Source organism: Martelella sp. HB161492, assembly GCF_013184775.1.
Lineage (GTDB): Bacteria > Pseudomonadota > Alphaproteobacteria > Rhizobiales > Rhizobiaceae > Martelella.
This window is the reverse complement of the sequence record NZ_JAATVV010000002.1, coordinates 292,684-312,910: the sequence shown is the minus strand read 5'-3', so window position 1 is coordinate 312,910 and position 20,227 is coordinate 292,684. Positions and strand designations below refer to the sequence as shown.

Genomic DNA, 20,227 nt, shown 5'->3' with positions numbered 1-20,227 from the left:
TCATATAAATCAGATCCTTGGCGCTCCATATTGATGTCTTTTATCATTGTGGAGCGTTTTGTTGATGCATAACATGAGAAAGACGATCTAAATGACTGTAAAACGTATCAATGTCGGACCCATCATGAGCGGCGCCGTAATTCATGGCAACACCGTTTATCTATCCGGCCAGACCGGCGAAGGCGCGACCGTAACCGAGCAGGCCAAGGATTGCCTCGCCAAGGTTGATGCACTTCTGGCGGAAGCCGGGACTGACAAGTCCAAGATCCTGCAGACGCTCATCTACCTTAAGGACATTCGCAATTTCGCCGAGATGAACGACGTCTGGAAGGCCTGGGTTGATCCGGCCAATACTCCGGCGCGTGCGACCAGCGAAGCCAGCCTTGCTGCACCGAACATCCTCGTCGAGTTCACCGTCATCGCTGCACTCGACTGATCGGGGCCCGGCAGTGCATCGGCTGATGTGCTGCGCCTTTGATGAAATGATGCCCGGACGACGGCACTGTCGATCCGGGCATTTTTCTGCCAGCCCGCCATTTTTGTGTCTGACAGGTGCGGCAGTCTGGAAACAACACCAACGACGAAGCGGAGCTTGGGGAATGAGAATCTGGATAGCGAGCCTTGCGATTCTGGCCAGTATCGCCAGCGGAGCGCCGGCAATGGCGAAGTCCACAGCAGCGATTCTGGCGATCAGCTGGCAGCCGGCCTTTTGCGAGGGCAATGGCAGCAAGCCCGAATGCGGGACACAGACAAAGGACCGTTTTGATGCCGATCATTTCGCCCTGCATGGACTTTGGCCGGTCAAGGGCGATTATTGCGGTGTGTCTGCGGATCTTCAGGCGCTGGACAAGGCCGGTGACTGGATGAAGCTGCCGGCGCTCGATCTGAGCGGCGACCTGAAAACCGCACTGGCAACGGCCATGCCGGGCATGCAGTCAGGTCTTGACCGTCATGAATGGATCAAGCATGGCACCTGCACCCGCTTCACGCCGGAGAATTATTTCCAGACGGCGATCGATCTGCTTCAGCAGGTCAACGGCTCAGCCGTGCAGAAGGTTTTTGCAGGCAGTATCGGCAAGCAACTGACGTCTGCCGAGATCGGCAAGGCCTTTGACGATGCCTTCGGCAATGGGGCCAGCAAGCGCATCAAGATCAGCTGTGTCGCGGATGGCAGCCGCCAGCTGATCGACGAGATCACCATCGGCCTTTCAGACCAGTATGCGCCAGGCAGTTCGATGGAAACGCTGATCGACGGCGCCGGCAGCACGGATATCGGCTGTGATGGCGGGATCGTTGATGCCGTCGGCAACCAGTGACAGCAAGATGAGCCGGGCTACAGGGTCCGGCTTCTGACTTCATCGTCGATGCTGATGGACTTGAGGCCGATGGCATTGCGCACATGATCGATGCCGGGGACGGACAGCGCGATTTCCGCGGCCCGTTCCTTCTCGCCCTGTGAGGCGATTTCTCCGGTGAGCATGGCGATATTGCTGATCACCGTCACCTCGACTTCCGTCGCGTCGACGTCGCCGGCGGTTGCCAGCGCCGCAGCGATGGCGCGTTCGAGACGCGCGACGGCTGACAGTTCGTCAGTCTTTTCGATGGGCCGGCCGAAGGCCGATGCAGGTTTGTGAACCATGGTCTGCTCCCTGGCTTGATTTGGCGTATGGGAATGCAACGCATGGAACGGACGAAGGTTCACTCATGAAGGCGAGATGCAATAGCCGTGCTGCTGCGACTTAACGGGGTGGCGCGCGCGGAAAAACAAGCGGGTCGCATTGTAGGTTGCTTCGCTTTAGCCTAAATAGCGGCTCAAGACCCCCACGCGAGCGGAGCAGGAAACGTTTAGCCCATGGCACGTCAGTTTATCTATCACATGGCCGGCCTCAACAAGGCCTATGGCGCCAAGAAGGTGCTTGAGAATATCCATCTGTCCTTCTATCCCGATGCCAAGATCGGCATTCTCGGCCCCAACGGCGCCGGTAAGTCGACCATTCTGAAGATCATGGCCGGTCTGGACAAGGAATTCACCGGCGAGGCCTGGCTGGCCGAAGGGGCGACGCTTGGCTATCTGCCGCAGGAGCCGCAGCTTGATCCGAACAAGACCGTCATGGAAAACGCCATGGAAGGCGTTGCCAAGAAGCAGGCCGTTCTGGATCGCTACAATGAGCTGATGATGAATTATTCTGACGAGACTGCCGATGAGGCGGCCCAGTTGCAGGATGTCATCGACAGCCAGAATCTGTGGGATCTGGAAAGTCAGGTCGAAATGGCGATGGATGCGCTGCGCTGCCCGCCCGGCGACAGTGCGGTCGATAATCTCTCCGGTGGTGAGCGCCGCCGTGTCGCGCTGTGCAAGCTGCTGCTGTCGCAGCCCGACCTGCTGCTGCTTGACGAACCGACCAACCATCTCGATGCCGAGACCATTGCCTGGCTCGAAAAGCATCTGCGCGAATATCCCGGCGCCGTGCTGATGATCACCCATGACCGTTACTTCCTTGACAATGTCACGGGCTGGATCCTTGAGCTCGACCGCGGCCGCGGCATTCCCTATGAAGGCAATTATTCCGCCTATCTCGCCGCCAAGGCCAAGCGTATGGCCCAGGAAGGCCGTGAAGAGGCCTCGCGCCAGAAGGCGCTGTCGCGCGAACAGCAGTGGATTTCCTCGAGCCCGAAGGCCCGTCAGGCGAAATCCAAGGCCCGTATCCGCGCCTATGACGATCTGGTGGCTGCCGCTGCCGACCGTCGCCCCGGCGATGCACAGATCGTCATTCCCGCTGGCGAGCGTCTCGGTCAGGTGGTCATCGAGGCAGAAGGCCTGGCAAAGGGTTATGGTGATCGCCTGTTGATCGATGACCTGGAATTCAAGCTGCCGCCGGGCGGTATTGTCGGCGTCATCGGCCCCAATGGTGCGGGTAAGTCGACATTGTTCCGCATGATCACCGGTCAGGAAACGCCGGATGCCGGCGAGATCCGTGTTGGTGACACGGTCGAGCTTTCCTATGTCGACCAGAGCCGCGATGCGCTTGATGGCAACAAGACGGTCTGGGAAGAAATTTCCGGCGGCAACGACATCATCAAGCTTGGCCCCCATGAGGTGAACAGCCGTGCCTATTGCGGCGCCTTCAACTTCAAGGGCGGCGATCAGCAGCAGAAGGTCGGCACGCTTTCCGGCGGCCAGCGCAACCGCGTTCACCTCGCCAAGATGCTGAAATCCGGCGGCAACGTGCTGCTGCTCGACGAACCGACCAACGACCTTGATACCGAGACGCTCTCGGCGCTTGAAGATGCGCTGGAAAGCTATGCCGGCTGCGCTGTCATCATCAGCCATGACCGCATGTTCCTCGACCGGCTGGCAACGCATATCCTCGCTTTTGAAGGCGACAGCCATGTGGAGTGGTTCGAGGGCAACTTCGAGGATTATGAGGCCGACAAGATCCGCCGCCTCGGTCCCGAAAGTGTCAATCCGAAGCGCGTCACCTACAAGCGACTGACCCGCTGAGTTATTCGCCATCCGGAACTTTGGGAGAGGTCGCCTTCGGGCGGCCTTTTCTGTATGATGAGAAGACGGCTTGCAATATTTTTCGCAATCACATAAAGACATGTTTATGTCTTGATGGAGTGATGCTGCTGGTCGCGATGGATTCGCCTGTGCCGGGCGGTGTCGCGGAATGGAAGAAGAATGGCAAGCTTCGGACTGGATGAGCTGGTAGAGGTGCTGAAGGCAGCGGGAGAGCCGAGCCGGTTGCGCTTGCTGTCATTGCTGGCCAGCGCCGATCTGACCGTTTCCGATCTGACGGATATTCTCGGCCAGTCCCAGCCGCGTATCTCGCGCCATCTGAAGCTTTTGGGTGAGGCAGGGCTGGTGGATCGCTATCAGGAAGGTGCCTGGGCCTATTTCCGTCTGCGTGAGGATGGCAGCGCCGTCAGCCTGGCGCGTCAGCTTCTGGCCAATGCTGCCAGCGATGATCCGACGCTTCTGCGCGATACCGCGCGGCTTGCCGCAGTGCGCCAGCAGCGTTCGGAGCGGGCGCAGGCCTATTTTGCCCGCCATGCCGGTGAATGGGATGAAATGCGGCGTCTGCATGTTGCCGAAGCGGAGGTGGAGCGTTGCCTCGTCGATCTGGTCGGCAGGAAGCCGGTTCAGGCGCTGCTTGATCTCGGCACCGGCACCGGACGGATGCTTCTCCTCTTGAAGGATATCTATCGCCGTGCCGTTGGTGTGGATGCCAGCCGCGACATGCTCGCGGTGGCACGCGCTAATCTGGATGCCGAAGGGCTCAACCGGGCAGTGGTGCGTCTGGGCGATATCCTGAACCTGCCGCTGGAGCGGGAGGATTTCGATCTGGTGATCGTGCACCAGGTCCTGCATTTTCTTGACCACCCGGATCAGGCGATTGCCGAAGCCGCGCGGGTGCTGCGCCCTGAAGGGCGTCTTCTGGTGGTCGATTTCGCCCCGCATGATCTTGAATATCTGAGGCAGGAGCACGCCCATCTGCGGCTTGGCTTCTCGCATCAGGCCATGGAGGACTGGATGACGCGCGCTGGCCTCAAGGTCGAACGTGTTGTCGACCTGCCGTCGGGCCATGAGGGCAGGCAAGCGCTCACGGTTTCCGTCTGGCTTGCGCGTGATCCGCGTCTGCTCATTGCCGAACAAAAAGACACCCATTCAGTGAGGAGTGCCTGAACCCATGTCCCTTAACGCGACAGCAACGGATGATCTGCCCCGGATCTCCTTCGAGTTTTTCCCGCCGAAAAACCCGGATGCGGAAGAGCAGCTCTTCAAGGCCGTCAAGGTTCTTGCTGCCTATCGGCCGGATTTCGTTTCGGTCACCTATGGCGCCGGCGCGTCCAGCCGCACGCCGACCTTCGCCACTGTCAGGCGCATGCTGGCGGAGACCGATCTGGTCGTCGCCTCGCATCTCACCGTGGTGAAATCGACGCGTGCGGAAGTGGATGAGGTCATTGGCCAGTTTCGGGAAATGGGCGTGTCGCGTTTCGTGGCGCTGCGCGGTGATCCGCCCGGCGGCATCGGCACGGCCTATACGCCCTTTCCGGGCGGCTACGCCAATGCGGCGGCACTGGTGCAGGGCCTGCGCGGTATCGATGACTTTGACATTTCCGTTTCTGCCTATCCGGAAAAACATCCCGAAAGCGCTGATCGGGCGGCCGATATCGCCATGCTGAAGCTGAAGGCGGATAATGGTGCGAACCGGGCGCTGACGCAGTTCTTCTTCGACAATGATGTCTTTGAGGACTATCTCAACGCGGTGCGCGCCGCCGGAGTCAGCATTCCTGTCGTTCCGGGCATCATGCCGATCCAGAACATCAAGCAGCTGAAGAATTTCGCCGCGCTGTGCGGCGCATCCATTCCGGCCGCGGTCGAAGCGCGTTTTGCGGGGCTGGACGATGATCCGGCCGGTCGCTTCGAGGTGGCCGCCGATATCGCTGCCGAGCAGGTGATGGACCTGAGGCGGCGCGGGCTGACCGACTTTCATTTCTACACCATGAACCGCTCGAAGCTGATGAGCGCTGTTCTGGAACGGATCGGCTTTTCGGCGCTTTCTTCGGTGTCCTGATGCTGATTCCTGGCATTAAGATCTACATGTAATGCATTGATTGAATGTATCTATTTATCACAATTGCTTGCGTGTAAGATTGAAGTCATGTCTTCTTGCCGCCATCATCGCCCTGTGCCGATGATGGAGGTAAACCTGGATGATCATGGCAACAGGACAGCCGGGACGTGGCGTTGAGGAAAGTGTGGCGAAGAGACTCGAGCGTCTCTGGGCAGACTATAAGCAGGCAGAAAGGACCGGTGATTTCCAGTCTGCCCTTGCCTGTGCCCTTGCTGCCGTACATCTCGCGCCGGACAAGCCGGCCGTCTGGCATACCATCGGCTATTGCTATCTCAAGCTAGGCCAGTGGCTGAATGCGGTGGCGTGCGCCGAGCGCGCCGTTGCCCTGGCTTCGGATGATTTCATGGTCTACGATATCCTGTCTCATGCCTGTGGCGAACTCGGACAGTCGGAAAATGTTGCCCGCTATGGCCGCAAGGCGCTGGAACTGCGTGACCTGCACTTCTCCAGGGCGGTGGATTTCGATCCGGAACAGAAGGCGCTGCCGCCACCGCCATCACCTGAAACCCGGCATCACAACATCATCTCCTTTTCGCTCTTCGGAGATGCGCCGCGCTATTGCGAAGTGGCGCTGATGAATGCGGATGCGGTGGACAGCATCTATCCCGGCTGGAGCTGCCGTTTCTACGTCGATCATTCCGTGCCGAAGCATTATGTTCAGCGTTTGCAGCAAATGGGGTCTGACATTGTTCATGTGGATGCTGCACTCGCCCGCTGGGCCGGGCCGATGTGGCGCTTTGCCGCCTGCGATCTGCCGGATGTCCATCGCGTGATTTTCCGCGATGTCGATTCGCTGATTACCGAGCGCGAAGCACGCGTCGTCGGCGAATGGGTTGAGAGCGGAAAGCGATTTCATCATATCCGCGACTGGTACACCCAGACTGAGCTGCTGCATGCGGGGCTCTGGGGCGTCGTCGGCGGAGCACTGCCGGCCATGGAGGGGCTGGTGTCACGCTTCAGGCGATCCCATCCCGATGCTCATCACTTTTCCGACCAGCATTTTCTGCGCGAATATGTCTGGCCCTATGCGAAAAAGAGCCTGTTCATGCATGATTCATGGTTCGGTTTCGGCAATTCACGGCCGATTGATGCGGAAAAATGGATGGGGGTTCATATCGGCGCCAATATCAGCCATGGCGGATTTGCGATAAAAGTCCGGCTACCCGATGGCGCTCGCGCGCACTGGGCGCTTCAGGAAAAAGCGGACCGGTCTGATGAGTGGCGAACGGTTTTTTCCTATTCCACAATTGTGCGCAAAGGTGAGGTTCGGGATTATCTTCCTTCGCCTTATCTGGAGCGCATTGAACGCGACATGCGCATTCAGCCTCTGCATTATGAACTGCCGCAATGACCTGTTCGAAGTGGTGGTTGCTTTCCGATGAAACATCGTAAAAACAATATATTGGGTAATTTTGTTCTAGTCCTGCATGGCTTCTTCATATTCGGCTGAAAGCATCAGCCATTCCTCTTCGATCCGGGTGAGCTCGGCGGCGGCGTTGGCGCGTGCCTGCGCCATGACGGCAGCCTTTTCCGGCGATTTGGCGTAGAGCTGAGGGTCGGCAAGATCGCTGTCCAGCTTGGCGATGATCTTTTCAATCTTGCCGGTTTTCTTCTCCGCTTCGTCAATCTTCTTCTTCAGCGGCGCAAGCGCTGCCCGCTTTCCGGCAGCTTCGCGCCGCTGGTCCGATTTGGAGCTGGTTTCGGCGCCTTGCTCCGATTTTCTGGCCTTGGCCTTGCCGCCGGAGACGATCAGTGTCCGGTAGTCCTCAAGGTCCCCGTCATAGCTCTTCACGGTGCCCTCATGCACCAGCCACAGCCGGTCGACGGTTGCCTCGATCAGATGCCGGTCATGCGAGATCAGGATGACGGCGCCGGGAAAATCGTTGAGCGCCGTGATCAACGCGTTGCGGCTGTCGATGTCGAGATGGTTGGTCGGCTCGTCAAGGATCATCAGGTTGGGTGCATCAAAGGCGGCGAGCCCCATCAGCAGCCGTGCCTTCTCGCCGCCGGAAAGATCCCTGGCCTTGGTATCCATCTTCTCGGTCGCAAGCCCCATCTGGGCCACGCGGGCGCGCACCTTGGCCTCCGGGGTCTCCGGCATCAGCTTGCGCACGTGGTCGACGGCGGATTGCTCCGGCACGAGGTCATCGATCTGGTGCTGGGCAAAAAAGCCGATCTTCAGGTTCGGCGCGACTTTCAGCACGCCGTCCTGTGGGGCAAGTCTGCCGGAGATGAACTTGGCGAAGGTCGATTTGCCGTTGCCGTTGGCGCCAAGCAGCGCAATCCGGTCGTCATTGTCGATCCTGAGATCGAGCTTCGACAGGATCGGGCGGTCGGGCTCATAGCCGACAATACCGTTCTCGATGGCGATGATCGGCGAGGCGGGCTGCCTTTCCGGTTCCGGGAAGGAAAAGCCCTGAACGTGATCCTCAATCACGGCTGCAATCGTGCCCATGCGCTCCAGTGCCTTGACGCGGCTCTGCGCCTGTCTGGCTTTCGTCGCTTTGGCCTTGAAGCGGGTGATGAAGCTTTCCAGATGCTTGCGCGCCGCCTCGTTCTTGGCGCGCGCCTTCATCTGCAATTCGTCTGCTTCTGCCTTCTGCCGCTCAAACTGGTCATAGGAGCCACGATAAAAGGTCAGCTTCTTCTGATCGAGATGGATGATGGCGTTGGCGGCGGTGTTCAGGAGATCACGGTCATGGCTGATGATCAGCACACTATAGGGGTAGTGGCGGATATAGTCCTCAAGCCAGAGCGTGCCTTCGAGGTCAAGGTAGTTGGTCGGCTCGTCGAGCAGCAGCAGGTCCGGTTCGGAAAACAGAATGGCTGCAAGGGCAACGCGCATGCGCCAGCCACCGGAAAAGGCCGCCGCCGGGCGGAGCTGTGCCGCCGCGTCGAAACCGAGGCCGGAGAGAATGCTGGCGGCGCGCGCTTCGGCTGAATGGGCGCCGATATCGGTCAGCCGCGTCTGGATTTCGGCAATCCGGTGCGGATCCGTTGCCGTTTCGGCTTCGGCCAGAAGCGCCGTCCGCTCCTTGTCCGCCTTCAGCACGATTTCGATCAGCGGCTCCTGCGTCCCCGGCGCTTCCTGGGCGACCTGACCGACACGGGCACGTTTCGGCAGCGAGACAAAGCCGCTCTCGGGCGCGAGATCGCCGGTAATCACCTTGAAGAGCGTGGATTTCCCCGCACCATTGCGCCCGACAATGCCGGCCTTCATGCCATCGGGAATGGACACGGAAGCGTTTTCAATCAGCAGGCGCCCGGCGATACGGACGGAAAGGTCGGAAATCGTGATCATGGAGGCGGTTTTGTCCGAAATCGTCTGGCTTGGCAAGATACCTGCCGCGTTGTTTGCACCGCGTGTAATTCCAGCGATGTGGCGCAGGGGCTTCAAATCGTCGCGGGACAGCCGCCATCACGCCGTCAGTCAGTCTTATTCCGATGCGCATTCTCTGTTCTTGTCATTGAAATGAAAGGGGGAATCGCAATGAAAAACAGTCTTTCCAAGTCGTCTGCTGCCGGTCTTCTTGTGGTGGCGATGTTGTCGGTCGCCAGCCCGAGCAGAGCGGCGGAGGCAGAACCCGCGGTCGCGCCGGCACATGATGCGCGGATCATCCTGCTGGGCACCGGCGGTGGACCGCTGGCCAGTGCCGGGCGCGCGGGTATCGCCACACTGCTGATCGTCAACGGCACCTCCTACCTGTTCGATGCCGGGATCGGGACCGATCGGCAGCTCGCCAAGGCAGGATTTGAGGTGACCGATCTTTCGGCGATCTTCATCACCCACCAGCATCTGGATCACACCGCAGGCATTCCGTCACTGATCATGACGGACTGGTTCGCCAAGGCCAATCAGGCCGATCCACCACCGCTTGTGCTTTATGGTCCGCCGGCAACGCAATTGCTGCTGGAAGACAGCCTGCAGATGCTTTCGACGTCGGAGCGGATTTTCAGGGCCGGCATTCCGATGCTGAAACCCGATACGGGCATGTTTGCCGCCCATGATATCGATCATGACGGGCTGGTCTATCGCGACGCCAATATCAGCGTGAGGGCGGCTGAAAATACCCATTTCCGCCATCAATCCGAAGGTCCGGCCGGACGCGACATTTCCTTTTCCTACCGGGTTGATACGCCGTATGGCGCAATCGTCTTCACCGGGGATACCGGCAAGAGCGATGCCGTCACCGCGCTGGCAAAGGGGGCTGACGTGCTGGTGAGCGAGGTGCGGCTTCCCTTTGTCGATGCCAGCGGCCAGATTCTGACCGTGCCGAGCAACTTGGTTGCGGGCGGCGCACATGCCGAGGCCTATCGCGCTCACATGGAGCATGAGCATCTCGCACCGGAAGAGGTGGGACAGATGGCGCATGATGCAGGCGTCGGTCTGGTGATCCTGTCGCATTTTGCCGGCGGGCCGGAAACGACGGTGAGCGATGACTTCACCGCCGGTGTCGCCAGCCGCTTTGCCGGCCCGGTGATCGCGGGCCAGGACCTGATGGAATATGACCTCTTCGCCAAGCCGGATGCATCGGCAGAAAAGCCGGACTGACCCGGCATATGTCCGTCGCATTTGCTCCAGATCAAGGAATACATACGTAAATGCGTATATGCGCATGAGCGGGAATAATGATCTGGGACAGCGGATATGGCGACGGTTCTTGATGTTCTTGCGGCTCTTGCCGAACCGACACGGCTTTCGGCAATGGATGTGCTTGGCGATGGCAGGGAGCATTGTGTCTGCGAACTGATGCGCCACTGCCAGGCCACCCAGTCGCGCATGTCGCGGCATATGGGCGTACTCAAATCTGCAGGCCTTGTGGTTGACCGCCGCGATGCGCAATGGGTGCGATACCGCCTCAATCCGGATCTGGACCCCATGCTTGACGATGTCCTCAAGGCGGCCATCGCCTGCGTGGCGCGGGATCAGAGGAGGGTCGCATGAGCCTGTCGACACCGCATATGGCGCATCGTGGGCCAGAATGGCTCTGGCACGTCGTCCTGATCCTGGCTCTGGTGGCGTGGTGGAATGTCTACCGGGTGCTGCAGCCGTTTTCGGATTTTCTCGTCGGTCTGTTGCCGGTCGATCCTGCGAGTCATACCGGGGAGGCGCTGGCCTTCTTCTTCTACGACGTGCCGAAAGTCTTCATGCTGCTGGTGCTCGTGGTTTTCGCCATGGGGGTGGTGCGCAGTTTCTTCAGCCCCGAGCGCACGCGCGCGCTTCTGGCCGGGCGGGCGCTCGGCATTGGCAATGTGCTTGCCGCCTGTCTCGGCGTGCTGACGCCGTTCTGTTCCTGCTCGGCAGTGCCGCTCTTCATCGGTTTTGTCTCGGCTGGCGTTCCGCTTGGGGTCACCTTCTCGTTTCTGATCGCCGCGCCGATGGTCAATGAGGTGGCGCTGATCCTGCTTTTCGGCCTCGTCGGCTGGCCGGTGGCGCTGGCCTATCTCGGCTTCGGGCTGGCTATTGCGATTTTTGCCGGTCTGGTGATCGGGCGGCTGCATCTTGAGGGCTGGCTGCAGGACTGGGTGCGCGAGATCAGCATGAATGCCGGGGCCGGGGCGCTGGATGAGGAGCGTCCGACAATGCGCGAACGCTACCGTGCCGCCCTTGTCGGGGTCCGGGAAATCGTCGGCAAGATCTGGCTCTATATCCTGCTCGGCATCGGTCTCGGCGCGTTGATCCATGGCTATGTGCCGGAGACGCTGATGGCGACGATCATGGGGGCTGACGCCTGGTGGAGCGTGCCGGCGGCCGTGCTGATCGGCATACCGATGTATTCCAATGCCGCCGGTGTGATCCCGATTGTCGAGGCGCTGATCGGCAAGGGGGCGGCGCTTGGAACGGTGCTCGCCTTCATGATGTCGGTGATCGCGCTCAGCCTGCCGGAAATGATCATCCTGCGTCAGGTGCTGACGCTGCGCCTGATCGCCGTTTTCATCGCGGTGGTCGGCTGCGGCATCCTGATGGTCGGATTTATGTTCAACCTGATGTTTTGAAGGAGAAGACCCATGAAAACGGTCAAGGTCTACGGTCCGGGATGCAAGCGCTGCGAGGCAACCGCCAAGCTGATCGCCGATGCCGCTGCCCGTCATGGCACACAGATCAGCCTCGAAAAGGTCTCGGACCCGAAGGCGATCGCCATGGCCGGCGTCATGTCGACGCCGGGTGTTTCGATTGACGGCAAGCTGGTCCATGCCGGCGGCCTGCCGGAGGAAGCCAAGGTCGAAGGCTGGTTCGCCTGACCGGCGGCAACGGCCGGTTCATGCGAATGGCCGGCCCGCAGCGGAGCGCAGGAAATAGATCAGATCCATTTCCAGTGACGGCCGGCCAAGCGTTGTCAGCATCATGTGGATCTGGCCGCGATGGTGTGTCTGATGGTTGAAGAGATGCGCCAAAGCCTTTGAAAGACTGTCATTATGCTGTTCCGGAGGATTGCCGCGCAGATAGCTGAAACGCCCGGCAAGCTGGTCTTCCGAGAGGCTGTCGATATAGGCGATGATGGCCTGATCCTCTGCCTCGCGGGCAAGCCGCAGATCTTCGAAATCATCGCTGATGATGCTGTTCAGCTTGACGGAGCCGGTATATTCGCCGGCAAAGCGTTTCATCCAGATCCGATCGGTGTACAGCAGATGATTGAGCGTGCCATGCACCGAGTGAAAGAAGGCGCCGAGGTCGCGGGTATAATCATCATAAGCGAGGTGGGACGCGCTCGAATAGACCAGGCTGTTGGCCCAGTTGTTATAGGCAGCGAACATGCGAAAATGCGGCAGCATCGGGCTCTCCATCATGGTTGCCCCGATCATAGTCGAAATCGCTATGGTCGTTTGTGAAACTATTTTATAGCCGCCATCGTCCTGGCTTATGCATGCAGGGCAGCAGCGGCCCGGCGGCGTTCCCGTTCCAGGATGGCGCGGGCATCGAGCCCGGAAATGGCCCGTTCGGGCGGAATGTCACCGTCGGCCTGAAGTGCCAGAAAGCGCCCGCAACAGACCCTGAGGAATGAGGTGAAGTTGCCGAGATCATGCCCGGCATCGATCGATTCGCGATAGAGCCGGCTGATCAGCTGGGTGACGCTGAGCCCGTCACGTTCGGCAATCGCGCCGAGCTTATCCCAGAAGAAACGTTCCAGCCGCACGCTTGTCACCACCCCGTCAATCCTGACGGAGCGGCTGACGCTTTCCCAAAGGGCCGGATCGGCCCCGATAAACAATCTGCACATGGTTTCCTCCCGGTTCTCCCGGGGTCACTATAAACGGTCAGGGGCCGCGACGAAAGCGCGCCCCCTGATCCGGATGATCAGGCAAGCAGTGCCATGAACTGGCTGAGCCAGGCCGGATGGGCGGGCCATGCCGGGGCGGTCACCAGATTGCCGTCAGTCACGGCATCGGTGACAGCGATATCGGCATAGCTGCCGCCGGCGAGCTTTACCTCCGGCGCGCAGGCCGGGTAGGCCGAGCAGGTGCGGCCGGACAGCACGCCGGCTGCTGCCAGGATCTGGGCGCCATGGCAGATTGCTGCCACCGGCTTGTCCGCTTCGAAGAAGTGGCGCACCATGGCGATCACGGCGCCGTTGAGGCGCAGATATTCCGGCGCGCGGCCGCCCGGAATGACCAGCGCATCGTAATCGGCGGCGTTGATGGCCTCGAAGTCCGCCGTCAGTGCGAAGCGGTGGCCGGGTTTTTCCGAATAGGTCTGGTCGCCTTCAAAATCGTGAATGGCGGTCGCAACCGTGTCACCGGCCTTCTTGTCCGGGCAGACCGCATCGACATCGTGGCCGACGGCCAGAAGCGTCTGGAACGGAACCATGGTTTCGTAGTCCTCGGTGAAATCACCGGTAATCATCAGGATCTTCCTGGCTGCCATAGTCTCCTCCCGTGTTCATGGTGCCGGATTGAAACTAGCAAAAGACAATTCCGCGCGGGTAGCATCGGCATACTACCGTTCGCGCTACGGAACCGGCGCGCATCGCTGGCCGTTGTCCGTCTTGCAATTTGCGCGCGTCTGGTCAAACCTGCCTGCCCAACAGAGGAGTTCATCAATGACACGGGTTCTCTACACGCTTTGCGGCGCTGACAGTGCTGCGCCTTTTTCGCCCCATTGCTGGAAAGTGGTTCTGGCGCTCAGGCACAAGGGGCTTGATTTCGAAGAAAGGCCGACGCCCTTCACCGAGATCCCGAAGCTGGAGAACGGCTTTTCGAAGACGGTGCCGATCCTGCTCGACGGCGACAAGCGGATTTCCGACAGTTTCGCCATCGCGCTCTATCTCGAACAGGCCTATCCGGACGCACCGTCGCTGTTCAAGGGGGAAGGCGGTATGGCCATGGCCCGCTTTGTCGAGGGCTGGTCGCTGACAACGCTGCATCCGGCTGTCACCAAGATTGCGGTCAAGGACATTCACGACATGCTCGGCCCGGTCGATCAGGCCTATTTCCGCGAAAGCCGCGAGAAAAGGCTCGGCATGACGCTGGAGGAGGTGGCGACGGGCCGCGAAGCCGAGGCCGAACAGTTCGGCGGCAAGCTGCAGCCGCTGCGCCAGATGCTGAAGAGCCAGCCCTTTATCGGCGGCGCGACCCCGCTGTTTGCCGACTATATCGTCTTCGGTGCGCTGCATTGGCTGGCCATGACCGCCAGGATCAAGGTCATGGACCCGAATGATCCGGTCACCGCCTGGTATGAGCGCTGCCTCGGCGCGGCCGATCTTTGAAGCGACATCGTGACGCTTCGGTGAAAATATCCGTGCCACCTTGTTTTCAGGGGCTTTGCCGGGTAAACACCGGCTCAATTTCTTGAAGAACACTCTGTCAGAGGACGAATGACATGGCGATTGAACGCACCTTTTCGATGATCAAGCCTGATGCCACCAAGCGCAACCTGACCGGCGCCATTATCAAGATGCTGGAAGAAAACGGCTTGGCCGTTGTCGCTTCCAAGCGCGTCTGGATGTCGCGTCGCGAAGCGGAAGCTTTCTATGCCGAGCACAAGGAACGCCCCTTCTTCGGCGAACTGGTTGAGTTCATGAGCTCGGGCCCGACCGTTGTCCAGGTTCTCGAAGGTGAAAACGCCGTTCTCAAGAACCGCGAAATCATGGGCGCCACCAACCCGGAAAAGGCTGACGAGGGCACGATCCGCAAGACCTTCGCGCTGTCCATGGGCGAAAACTCCGTTCACGGCTCCGACGCCGTCGAAACCGCCAAGCGCGAAATCGGCTTCTGGTTCTCCGAAACCGAGATTGTTGGCTGATTTCAATAGTCTGACGGACTTTTGTGAAGCAATGAAAAAAGCCGCCCGGAGTGATCCGGGCGGCTTTTTCAATGTCGGAAAAACGCGGCCTTGCGGTGCCGTCAGTCCTTCAGTTCCTTCAGTCGCTCGGCAGCACGTTCGCTTGCCGTGCGTCTCGTGGACAGGAACATGTGCAGGCGCGCGCGGACGCTGTCGACGATCTCTTCCGGTGCGGTGCGCGGCGATCCGCAGTTATAGGGCGGCTGCGGGTCATATTCCATCTGCAGCTGGATCTGCTGCGCCGTACGCTTGTCGGTGAGCGATTCGACGACCTTGAGCGCGAAGTCGATGCCGGAGGTGACGCCCGCACCGGTGATGCGGTTGCGGTCCGTCACGACCCGCTCTGCCACCGCCTTGGCACCGAAGATTGAGAGCTGGTCGAGGCATGTCCAGTGGCAGGTGGCATTGTAGCCGCGCAGAAGGCCGGCGGCGCCAAGGATCAGCGAGCCGGTGCATACCGAGGTGACGAGCTTGCAGCCCGGTGCGATGCGCCGGAGAAAGGCAAGCGTTTCCTCATCATCCATCATCGCGATCTGTCCTGGCCCACCGGGCACGCAGATCATGTCGAGCGAGCGACACTGATTATAGGTGGTATTTGGAATGATCCTGAGGCCGCGATCGACGATCACCGGATCGGTATTGCGCCAGAGATATTTGATTTCGGTTCCCTGCATCCTGCTGAGCACGTCAGCCGGACCGAACAGGTCGAGCTGAGTGAGCCCCGGATACATGATGAACCCGATGGTAAGCTGAGAATTGTTCTCTGCCATGGCTTCCCTCGAAAAACCGCATCAGCGCGCGTTCAGACTCAATCGATTTGAACCGCTCCATAAGACAAGAGCATAGCGCCGACATATGACGGGACAAGGGCGGCGTGAAAAAGAATTTTAGTCCCAGCGTCTGGCTGCACTGTCGTCGCTGTCTTTCGCCTCGACCCAGCCACCGCTGCTTCCGTCAGTCAGATGTTCCTTTTTCCAGAACGGCGCGGCGGTCTTGAGGAAATCCATCACGAAGGAGGCGCCGTCAAAGGCGGCCTGACGGTGCGGTGCTGCGGCAATGACCACAACAATGTTCTCGCCGGGCGCGATCCTGCCGAAGCGATGGATTGCCGTCAGCCCGAGAAGCGAGAAGCGGTCCATGGCTTCACTGGCAATGCGGGTCATCTCCGCCTCTGCCATGCCCGGATAGTGTTCCAGTTCGAGTGCGGCGAGCGTGCCGGATTCATCCCTGCAAAGGCCGGTAAAGGTAACCGTTGCTCCGATATCCTTCCGTCCTTCACTCAGTGCACGCATTTCGGCGGTGATGTCGAAATCTTCGGCCTGAACGCGGATTGTCGGTTTTGCCGTCATGGCGTCAGCCGCCCGTCATCGGCGGGAAGAGGGCGATCTCCGATGCACCGGCGATCGGCATGTCGTGTTCAGCATGCATCTTGTCGAGCGCGACGCGGATGAAGCGTTCCTGTTCGAGCGCATGGGCGTAGTTGTCGCCGCGCTGCTTGAGGAAGCCGAGCAGGTCTGCCACCGTCGATATCGATGCGGGCAGGGCGATGTCTTCCTCGGGCTGGCCGATGCGTTCCCGCACCCAGGCAAAATAGACGAGCTTGGTCATTTTTCTGCATCCACCACATGTTTCAGTCCGGCACGGAAATAGTCGTAGCCGGTATAGATGGTCAGCACTGCCGCGATCCACAGAAGGGCGATGCCAAGATTGGTGGTATAGGGGAAGATCTTGTCGCCGGCCGGCCCCGCCAGCAGCATGCCGATGGCGATCATCTGAAAGGTCGTTTTCCATTTGGCGATCCGGGTGACCGGAACGGAAACCGAGAGCGTCGCGAGATATTCGCGCAGACCGGAAACCAGCACTTCGCGGCAGAGGATGATGATTGCCGCCCAAAGGGTCCAGCCGGCGATGACGCGCTCGACATCTGCGGCCAGCAGCAGCAGGCAGGTGGACACAAGCAGCTTGTCGGCGATCGGATCGAGCATGCGGCCGATATTGGATTGCTGATTCCAGGCGCGCGCCAGATAGCCGTCAAAGAAATCCGTCACCGAGGCGAGGATGAAGATGGCCAGCGCCGTCCAGCGCGCCGGGTCCGAGCTCGACAGCTCGCCCTGGACGAAAAAGCACAGCACAATCAGCGGAACCGCGAGAATGCGGCCATAAGTCAGGAGATTCGGGATATTCAGCGCTTTAGAGGCCATGACTTCATTCCATCATTTCGCCCCTTACGCGTGGGGGCGCCTTGTGCGCCGGCTGGGAGAGGCCGGTTTTGCAATCAATTCGAACGTTACTGCCGAGTTTACCAGAATTGGGAGCGTCGGCCACGCCGGTCAATCATGATTTTGTTAAACTTTGTCTCTGAGGCGGCAAAGCCACATTTCGCTCACTCACCGCCACTATCGTTGAAATGATTATAGATCAGCTTCGCCATGGCTTCGGAAATGCCGTCAACGGCCGTCAGATCGCTTATGCCCGCGCGCGAGACCGCCTTGGCCGTGCCGAAATGCTGCAAGAGCGCCCGCTTTCTGGACGGGCCGATTCCGGCGATCTCATCGAGCGGGTTCTTGACCAGTGCCTTCTTGCGTCTGGCCCGGTGCGAGCCGATGGCAAAGCGGTGGGCCTCGTCGCGCAGACGCTGGATGAAATAGAGCACCGGATCACGCGGCGGCAGCGAGAAGTCGGCGCGACCATCCATGAAGAAGCGCTCGCGGCCGGCCTCGCGGTCAGCGCCCTTGGCGATGCCGATGGCGGTGACGGCGCCGCGAATGCCAAGCTCGTCGAGGATGGCGCGCACGGCCGTCATCTGGCCCTGGCCGCCATCAATGAGGATCACATCCGGCCAGGCCGGGAAGGCGGCATCGTCCTCGCTGTCGGCGACAGGCGGCGCGGAGCGGTCGGGTATGCCATGTTCCTTGATCAGCCGGGCGAAGCGGCGGGTCATGACTTCGCGCATCATGCCGAAGTCATCGCCCGGAGTGATATCGGTCGAGCGGATGTTGAACTTGCGGTACTGACCTTTGACGAAGCCGTCCGGTCCAGCGACCACCATGCCGCCCACGGCATTGGTGCCCATGATGTGGGAGTTGTCATAGACCTCGATCCGGCGTGGCACCTCGTCGAGGCCAAAGGTCTCGGCAAAACCGGAGAGCAGCCGGGTCTGGGTCGCCGTTTCGGCGAGCTTTCGTCCATGCGCCTCGCGGGCATTGGCCTCGACCTGAGCAACGACATCGCGCTTTTCACCGCGTTTCGGCACGCTGATCTGGATCCGGCGGCCAGCGCGTTCCGACAGCGCCTCCTCCAGCAGTTCCATTTCCTCGATCTCCTCGGAGAGCAGGATCTGCCGCGGAACCGGCTTATCGTCATAGAACTGGGCGAGGAAGGCGTTGAGGATTTCCGCGCCACTGAGAGTCGGGTCGGCTTTCGGGAAATAGGAGCGGTTGCCCCAGTTCTGGCCGGTGCGGAAAAAGAAGACCTGAATGCAGCACAGACCGCCTTCGTGGTGGATCGCAAACACATCCGCCTCTTCGATCCCGCTCGGATTGACGCCCTGATGGCCGAGCACATGGGAGAGGGCCGCGAGGCGGTCGCGATAGACGGCCGCACGTTCGAAATCGAGATCCTCTGCCGCCGCATTCATGGCGGTGGCAAGCTGTCCCTGAACGCTCTGGCTCTTGCCGGACAGGAAGGCGCGGGCCTCGTCAATCAGCAGGTCGTATTCGTCCGGCGAGATTTCATTGGTGCACGGGCCGGCGCATCGCTTGATCTGAAACAGCAGGCAGGGCCGGGTGCGGCTTTCGAAAATACTGTCGGTGCAGGAGCGGATCAGAAAGGCGCGCTGCATTGCATTGATGGTGCGCCCGACTGCGCTGGCCGAGGCGAAGGGGCCGAAATAATCGCCTTTTCGTGCCCGCGCGCCGCGATGCTTGTAGAGCGCCGGAGCCCTGTGGTCGCCCGTGATCAGAATATAGGGGAAGGATTTGTCATCGCGAAGCAGGACATTAAAACGAGGCCTCAACCTCTTGATAAGATTTGCTTCTAGAAGGAGCGCTTCCGTCTCTGTCCGCGTCGTGACAAATTCCATATGCGCGGTCTGGGTGATCATCCGGGTGATGCGGTTGGAGTGCCCGCGTCCCTGCGCATAATTGGTGACGCGCTTCTTCAGTGAGCGGGCCTTGCCCACATAGAGCACGTCGCCATTGGCGTTCATCATCCGGTAGACGCCGGGGCTGTTCGGCAGATGTTTGACGAATTCGCCGATGAGTTCGGCACCCTTCAGCCCATGCTCGATGATTTTGCCATCATTCCAGGAAATTGCAGCCGCTGCCCCGGCAGGCGGTGCCTCTGCCGTGGCGATGTCATCGTCGTCGTCTTCATAAAGGATGCCGCCATCGGACGGTGATTTGCGCGTCATTCCGGTATTCCTGTCACATCAGGCGTCTCCCACGCAAGATGCTGGCCGCCATCAAGCGCGATCATCTGGCCGGTAATGGATGGCGTGTCAAAAAGAAAGCGAATGGTCCGTCCGAATTCATCAAGGCCAGGGCCGCGCTTCAGGATGAGGCCGTCGATCTGCCGGTCAAAATCCTCTTGCTCCTGCCGTTCGCTCTTCATGCTGGGGCCGGGGCCGATGGCATTGACTCGAATGCGCGGCGCGAAAGCCTGCGCCATGGTCTGGGTCGCTGTCCACAAGGCGGCTTTGGAAAGCGTGTAGCTGAAGAAGCGCGGATTGAGCGCGAAGACCCGCTGGTCGATCATGTTGACGATCAGGCCGTCCTGATCATCCGGAAGCTGGCGCTGCATTGCGGCGGCAAGAATCAGGGGAGCCTTGAGGTGGATGGCGAAATGCGCGTCGAAACGGGAAGCGTCGAAAGCCTGAGCGCTGTCATCCATGAAGATCGAGGCATTGTTGACGAGAAGCCGTACCGGCCCGAGCTTTTCAGCGACGGCATCGACAAGCCGGTCGGTCTGTGCGGCATCGCTCAGGTCCGCCTGAAAGAATGCGGCTCGCCCGCCGCTCTGCACGATTGCCTCAACAAGGGTTGCGGCATCGTCCTGCGAGCGGTTCGCATGCACAGCCACATTGTAGCCTGAATTTGCCAGATCGGTCGCGATCGCCCGCCCCAGTCGGCGGGCTGATCCGGTAACCAGAACGGTGCGGTTCAAAGCGGCTGCCATTGTCTTTCTCCACATCGTTAACGCATTGCAGACCCTTCATATAGGTGAATCTGCTTCAGGGGGAAGGCTTACACTTCTGCGATTTTGCTCCGTTTCAGAATGTTGTTTCGCGATAGTTTCACGTTATTGTGAT

At 60.0% G+C, this 20,227-nt stretch carries 23 protein-coding genes; 12 read left to right on the top strand and 11 right to left on the bottom strand.

Annotated elements, in window-relative coordinates; all coding sequences use genetic code 11:
- Positions 1–91: 91 nt before the first annotated feature.
- Positions 92–436 (top strand): RidA family protein, encoded by a 345-nt coding sequence (locus HCK86_RS04355; protein WP_176083247.1) that lies wholly within the window; start codon positions 92–94, stop codon positions 434–436.
- Positions 437–599: 163 nt separating this feature from the next.
- On the top strand, positions 600–1,316 hold the full coding sequence (locus HCK86_RS04350) for a ribonuclease (protein WP_176083246.1): 717 nt from the start codon (positions 600–602) through the stop codon (positions 1,314–1,316).
- A gap of 17 nt (positions 1,317–1,333) precedes the next feature.
- Here the strand turns inward: HCK86_RS04350 and HCK86_RS04345 are convergent, their stop codons facing one another.
- On the bottom strand, positions 1,334–1,639 hold the full coding sequence (locus HCK86_RS04345) for a BON domain-containing protein (RefSeq protein WP_176083245.1): 306 nt from the start codon (positions 1,637–1,639) through the stop codon (positions 1,334–1,336).
- 213 nt (positions 1,640–1,852) lie between these two features.
- On the opposite strand from HCK86_RS04345, the gene ettA reads away from it, so the two are divergent.
- The 4 genes from ettA (at position 1,853) to HCK86_RS04325 (ending at position 6,990) form a co-directional block, all read left to right on the top strand.
- Positions 1,853–3,502 (top strand): energy-dependent translational throttle protein EttA, encoded by a 1,650-nt coding sequence (ettA, locus tag HCK86_RS04340; protein WP_176083244.1) that lies wholly within the window; start codon positions 1,853–1,855, stop codon positions 3,500–3,502.
- 180 nt (positions 3,503–3,682) lie between these two features.
- Positions 3,683–4,687, top strand: coding sequence for a metalloregulator ArsR/SmtB family transcription factor (locus tag HCK86_RS04335; protein ID WP_176083243.1), 1,005 nt, complete (start codon positions 3,683–3,685; stop codon positions 4,685–4,687).
- A gap of 4 nt (positions 4,688–4,691) precedes the next feature.
- Positions 4,692–5,579, top strand: coding sequence for a methylenetetrahydrofolate reductase [NAD(P)H] (gene metF, locus HCK86_RS04330; RefSeq protein WP_176083242.1), 888 nt, complete (start codon positions 4,692–4,694; stop codon positions 5,577–5,579).
- A gap of 139 nt (positions 5,580–5,718) precedes the next feature.
- Complete coding sequence (locus HCK86_RS04325) at positions 5,719–6,990, top strand: tetratricopeptide repeat protein (RefSeq protein ID WP_176083241.1); 1,272 nt, start codon at positions 5,719–5,721, stop codon at positions 6,988–6,990.
- A gap of 66 nt (positions 6,991–7,056) precedes the next feature.
- Here HCK86_RS04325 and HCK86_RS04320 read toward each other — a convergent pair whose 3' ends face one another.
- Positions 7,057–8,940, bottom strand: coding sequence for an ABC-F family ATP-binding cassette domain-containing protein (locus HCK86_RS04320; protein ID WP_176083240.1), 1,884 nt, complete (start codon positions 8,938–8,940; stop codon positions 7,057–7,059).
- Positions 8,941–9,129: 189 nt separating this feature from the next.
- On the opposite strand from HCK86_RS04320, the gene HCK86_RS04315 reads away from it, so the two are divergent.
- From HCK86_RS04315 to HCK86_RS04300, 4 genes are all read left to right on the top strand, one after another.
- Entirely contained in the window at positions 9,130–10,191 is a 1,062-nt protein-coding gene (locus HCK86_RS04315; protein WP_176083239.1) for an MBL fold metallo-hydrolase, read from the top strand.
- Between the two features lie 96 nt (positions 10,192–10,287).
- Positions 10,288–10,584: a metalloregulator ArsR/SmtB family transcription factor gene (locus tag HCK86_RS04310; RefSeq protein WP_176083238.1), complete on the top strand. Its 297-nt coding sequence runs from the start codon at positions 10,288–10,290 to the stop codon at positions 10,582–10,584.
- Positions 10,585–10,601: 17 nt separating this feature from the next.
- Complete coding sequence (locus HCK86_RS04305; protein ID WP_246739468.1) at positions 10,602–11,636, top strand: permease; 1,035 nt, start codon at positions 10,602–10,604, stop codon at positions 11,634–11,636.
- A 12-nt stretch (positions 11,637–11,648) separates the two neighbouring features.
- Positions 11,649–11,882 carry a thioredoxin family protein gene (locus tag HCK86_RS04300; RefSeq protein ID WP_176083236.1) on the top strand — a complete coding sequence of 78 codons (234 nt, stop codon included), beginning with the start codon at positions 11,649–11,651 and terminating at the stop codon, positions 11,880–11,882.
- A gap of 18 nt (positions 11,883–11,900) precedes the next feature.
- Here HCK86_RS04300 and HCK86_RS04295 read toward each other — a convergent pair whose 3' ends face one another.
- The 3 genes from HCK86_RS04295 to HCK86_RS04285 all read right to left on the bottom strand — a co-directional run bounded on the left by HCK86_RS04295 (position 11,901) and on the right by HCK86_RS04285 (position 13,503).
- Positions 11,901–12,413, bottom strand: a complete 513-nt coding sequence (locus HCK86_RS04295) for a DinB family protein (protein ID WP_176083496.1) — start codon at positions 12,411–12,413, stop codon at positions 11,901–11,903.
- Between the two features lie 86 nt (positions 12,414–12,499).
- Entirely contained in the window at positions 12,500–12,859 is a 360-nt protein-coding gene (locus HCK86_RS04290; RefSeq protein ID WP_176083235.1) for a ribbon-helix-helix domain-containing protein, read from the bottom strand.
- Positions 12,860–12,936: 77 nt separating this feature from the next.
- Positions 12,937–13,503, bottom strand: a complete 567-nt coding sequence (locus HCK86_RS04285; protein ID WP_176083234.1) for a DJ-1/PfpI family protein — start codon at positions 13,501–13,503, stop codon at positions 12,937–12,939.
- Positions 13,504–13,678: 175 nt separating this feature from the next.
- Here HCK86_RS04285 and HCK86_RS04280 point away from each other — a divergent pair, with 175 nt between their 5' ends.
- Together HCK86_RS04280 and ndk are read left to right on the top strand one after the other, a co-directional pair.
- The gene (locus tag HCK86_RS04280) at positions 13,679–14,344 is read left to right on the top strand and encodes a glutathione S-transferase family protein (RefSeq protein WP_176083233.1); all 666 of its coding nucleotides are present in this window, start codon (positions 13,679–13,681) and stop codon (positions 14,342–14,344) included.
- A 113-nt stretch (positions 14,345–14,457) separates the two neighbouring features.
- Positions 14,458–14,880: a nucleoside-diphosphate kinase gene (gene ndk / locus HCK86_RS04275; RefSeq protein ID WP_141149460.1), complete on the top strand. Its 423-nt coding sequence runs from the start codon at positions 14,458–14,460 to the stop codon at positions 14,878–14,880.
- Positions 14,881–14,981: 101 nt separating this feature from the next.
- Here ndk and HCK86_RS04270 read toward each other — a convergent pair whose 3' ends face one another.
- The 6 genes from HCK86_RS04270 to HCK86_RS04245 all read right to left on the bottom strand — a co-directional run bounded on the left by HCK86_RS04270 (position 14,982) and on the right by HCK86_RS04245 (position 20,094).
- Complete coding sequence (locus HCK86_RS04270; protein WP_176083232.1) at positions 14,982–15,689, bottom strand: DJ-1/PfpI family protein; 708 nt, start codon at positions 15,687–15,689, stop codon at positions 14,982–14,984.
- A 117-nt stretch (positions 15,690–15,806) separates the two neighbouring features.
- Complete coding sequence (locus tag HCK86_RS04265) at positions 15,807–16,268, bottom strand: molybdenum cofactor biosynthesis protein MoaE (RefSeq protein ID WP_176083231.1); 462 nt, start codon at positions 16,266–16,268, stop codon at positions 15,807–15,809.
- Positions 16,269–16,272: 4 nt separating this feature from the next.
- The gene (gene moaD / locus HCK86_RS04260) at positions 16,273–16,527 is read right to left on the bottom strand and encodes a molybdopterin converting factor subunit 1 (RefSeq protein WP_176083230.1); all 255 of its coding nucleotides are present in this window, start codon (positions 16,525–16,527) and stop codon (positions 16,273–16,275) included.
- The gene (pgsA, locus tag HCK86_RS04255) at positions 16,524–17,120 is read right to left on the bottom strand and encodes a CDP-diacylglycerol--glycerol-3-phosphate 3-phosphatidyltransferase (protein ID WP_176083229.1); all 597 of its coding nucleotides are present in this window, start codon (positions 17,118–17,120) and stop codon (positions 16,524–16,526) included. The genes moaD and pgsA overlap by 4 nt, the downstream gene beginning before the upstream one ends.
- 182 nt (positions 17,121–17,302) lie before the next feature.
- Positions 17,303–19,330 (bottom strand): excinuclease ABC subunit UvrC, encoded by a 2,028-nt coding sequence (uvrC, locus tag HCK86_RS04250; protein WP_176083228.1) that lies wholly within the window; start codon positions 19,328–19,330, stop codon positions 17,303–17,305.
- Positions 19,327–20,094 (bottom strand): SDR family oxidoreductase, encoded by a 768-nt coding sequence (locus HCK86_RS04245; protein WP_176083227.1) that lies wholly within the window; start codon positions 20,092–20,094, stop codon positions 19,327–19,329. Before HCK86_RS04245 ends, uvrC begins: the two co-directional genes overlap by 4 nt.
- Positions 20,095–20,227 lie beyond the last annotated feature (133 nt).

What these genes read in the sequence shown, in the direction of transcription:
- HCK86_RS04295 (WP_176083496.1), bottom strand. Translation starts at nt 12,413, where the DNA reads ATGCTGCCGCATTTTCGCATGTTCGCTGCCTATAACAACTGGGCCAAC.
- HCK86_RS04315 (WP_176083239.1), top strand. Translation starts at nt 9,130, where the DNA reads ATGAAAAACAGTCTTTCCAAGTCGTCTGCTGCCGGTCTTCTTGTGGTG.
- HCK86_RS04305 (WP_246739468.1), top strand. Translation starts at nt 10,602, where the DNA reads ATGGCGCATCGTGGGCCAGAATGGCTCTGGCACGTCGTCCTGATCCTG.
- metF (WP_176083242.1), top strand. Translation starts at nt 4,692, where the DNA reads ATGTCCCTTAACGCGACAGCAACGGATGATCTGCCCCGGATCTCCTTC.
- HCK86_RS04310 (WP_176083238.1), top strand. Translation starts at nt 10,288, where the DNA reads ATGGCGACGGTTCTTGATGTTCTTGCGGCTCTTGCCGAACCGACACGG.
- HCK86_RS04350 (WP_176083246.1), top strand. Translation starts at nt 600, where the DNA reads ATGAGAATCTGGATAGCGAGCCTTGCGATTCTGGCCAGTATCGCCAGC.
- HCK86_RS04290 (WP_176083235.1), bottom strand. Translation starts at nt 12,859, where the DNA reads ATGTGCAGATTGTTTATCGGGGCCGATCCGGCCCTTTGGGAAAGCGTC.
- HCK86_RS04325 (WP_176083241.1), top strand. Translation starts at nt 5,719, where the DNA reads ATGATCATGGCAACAGGACAGCCGGGACGTGGCGTTGAGGAAAGTGTG.
- HCK86_RS04355 (WP_176083247.1), top strand. Translation starts at nt 92, where the DNA reads ATGACTGTAAAACGTATCAATGTCGGACCCATCATGAGCGGCGCCGTA.
- HCK86_RS04245 (WP_176083227.1), bottom strand. Translation starts at nt 20,094, where the DNA reads ATGGCAGCCGCTTTGAACCGCACCGTTCTGGTTACCGGATCAGCCCGC.
- HCK86_RS04335 (WP_176083243.1), top strand. Translation starts at nt 3,683, where the DNA reads ATGGCAAGCTTCGGACTGGATGAGCTGGTAGAGGTGCTGAAGGCAGCG.
- ettA (WP_176083244.1), top strand. Translation starts at nt 1,853, where the DNA reads ATGGCACGTCAGTTTATCTATCACATGGCCGGCCTCAACAAGGCCTAT.
- HCK86_RS04270 (WP_176083232.1), bottom strand. Translation starts at nt 15,689, where the DNA reads ATGGCAGAGAACAATTCTCAGCTTACCATCGGGTTCATCATGTATCCG.
- HCK86_RS04265 (WP_176083231.1), bottom strand. Translation starts at nt 16,268, where the DNA reads ATGACGGCAAAACCGACAATCCGCGTTCAGGCCGAAGATTTCGACATC.
- HCK86_RS04285 (WP_176083234.1), bottom strand. Translation starts at nt 13,503, where the DNA reads ATGGCAGCCAGGAAGATCCTGATGATTACCGGTGATTTCACCGAGGAC.
- HCK86_RS04280 (WP_176083233.1), top strand. Translation starts at nt 13,679, where the DNA reads ATGACACGGGTTCTCTACACGCTTTGCGGCGCTGACAGTGCTGCGCCT.
- HCK86_RS04320 (WP_176083240.1), bottom strand. Translation starts at nt 8,940, where the DNA reads ATGATCACGATTTCCGACCTTTCCGTCCGTATCGCCGGGCGCCTGCTG.
- HCK86_RS04345 (WP_176083245.1), bottom strand. Translation starts at nt 1,639, where the DNA reads ATGGTTCACAAACCTGCATCGGCCTTCGGCCGGCCCATCGAAAAGACT.
- ndk (WP_141149460.1), top strand. Translation starts at nt 14,458, where the DNA reads ATGGCGATTGAACGCACCTTTTCGATGATCAAGCCTGATGCCACCAAG.
- uvrC (WP_176083228.1), bottom strand. Translation starts at nt 19,330, where the DNA reads ATGACGCGCAAATCACCGTCCGATGGCGGCATCCTTTATGAAGACGAC.
- HCK86_RS04300 (WP_176083236.1), top strand. Translation starts at nt 11,649, where the DNA reads ATGAAAACGGTCAAGGTCTACGGTCCGGGATGCAAGCGCTGCGAGGCA.
- pgsA (WP_176083229.1), bottom strand. Translation starts at nt 17,120, where the DNA reads ATGGCCTCTAAAGCGCTGAATATCCCGAATCTCCTGACTTATGGCCGC.
- moaD (WP_176083230.1), bottom strand. Translation starts at nt 16,527, where the DNA reads ATGACCAAGCTCGTCTATTTTGCCTGGGTGCGGGAACGCATCGGCCAG.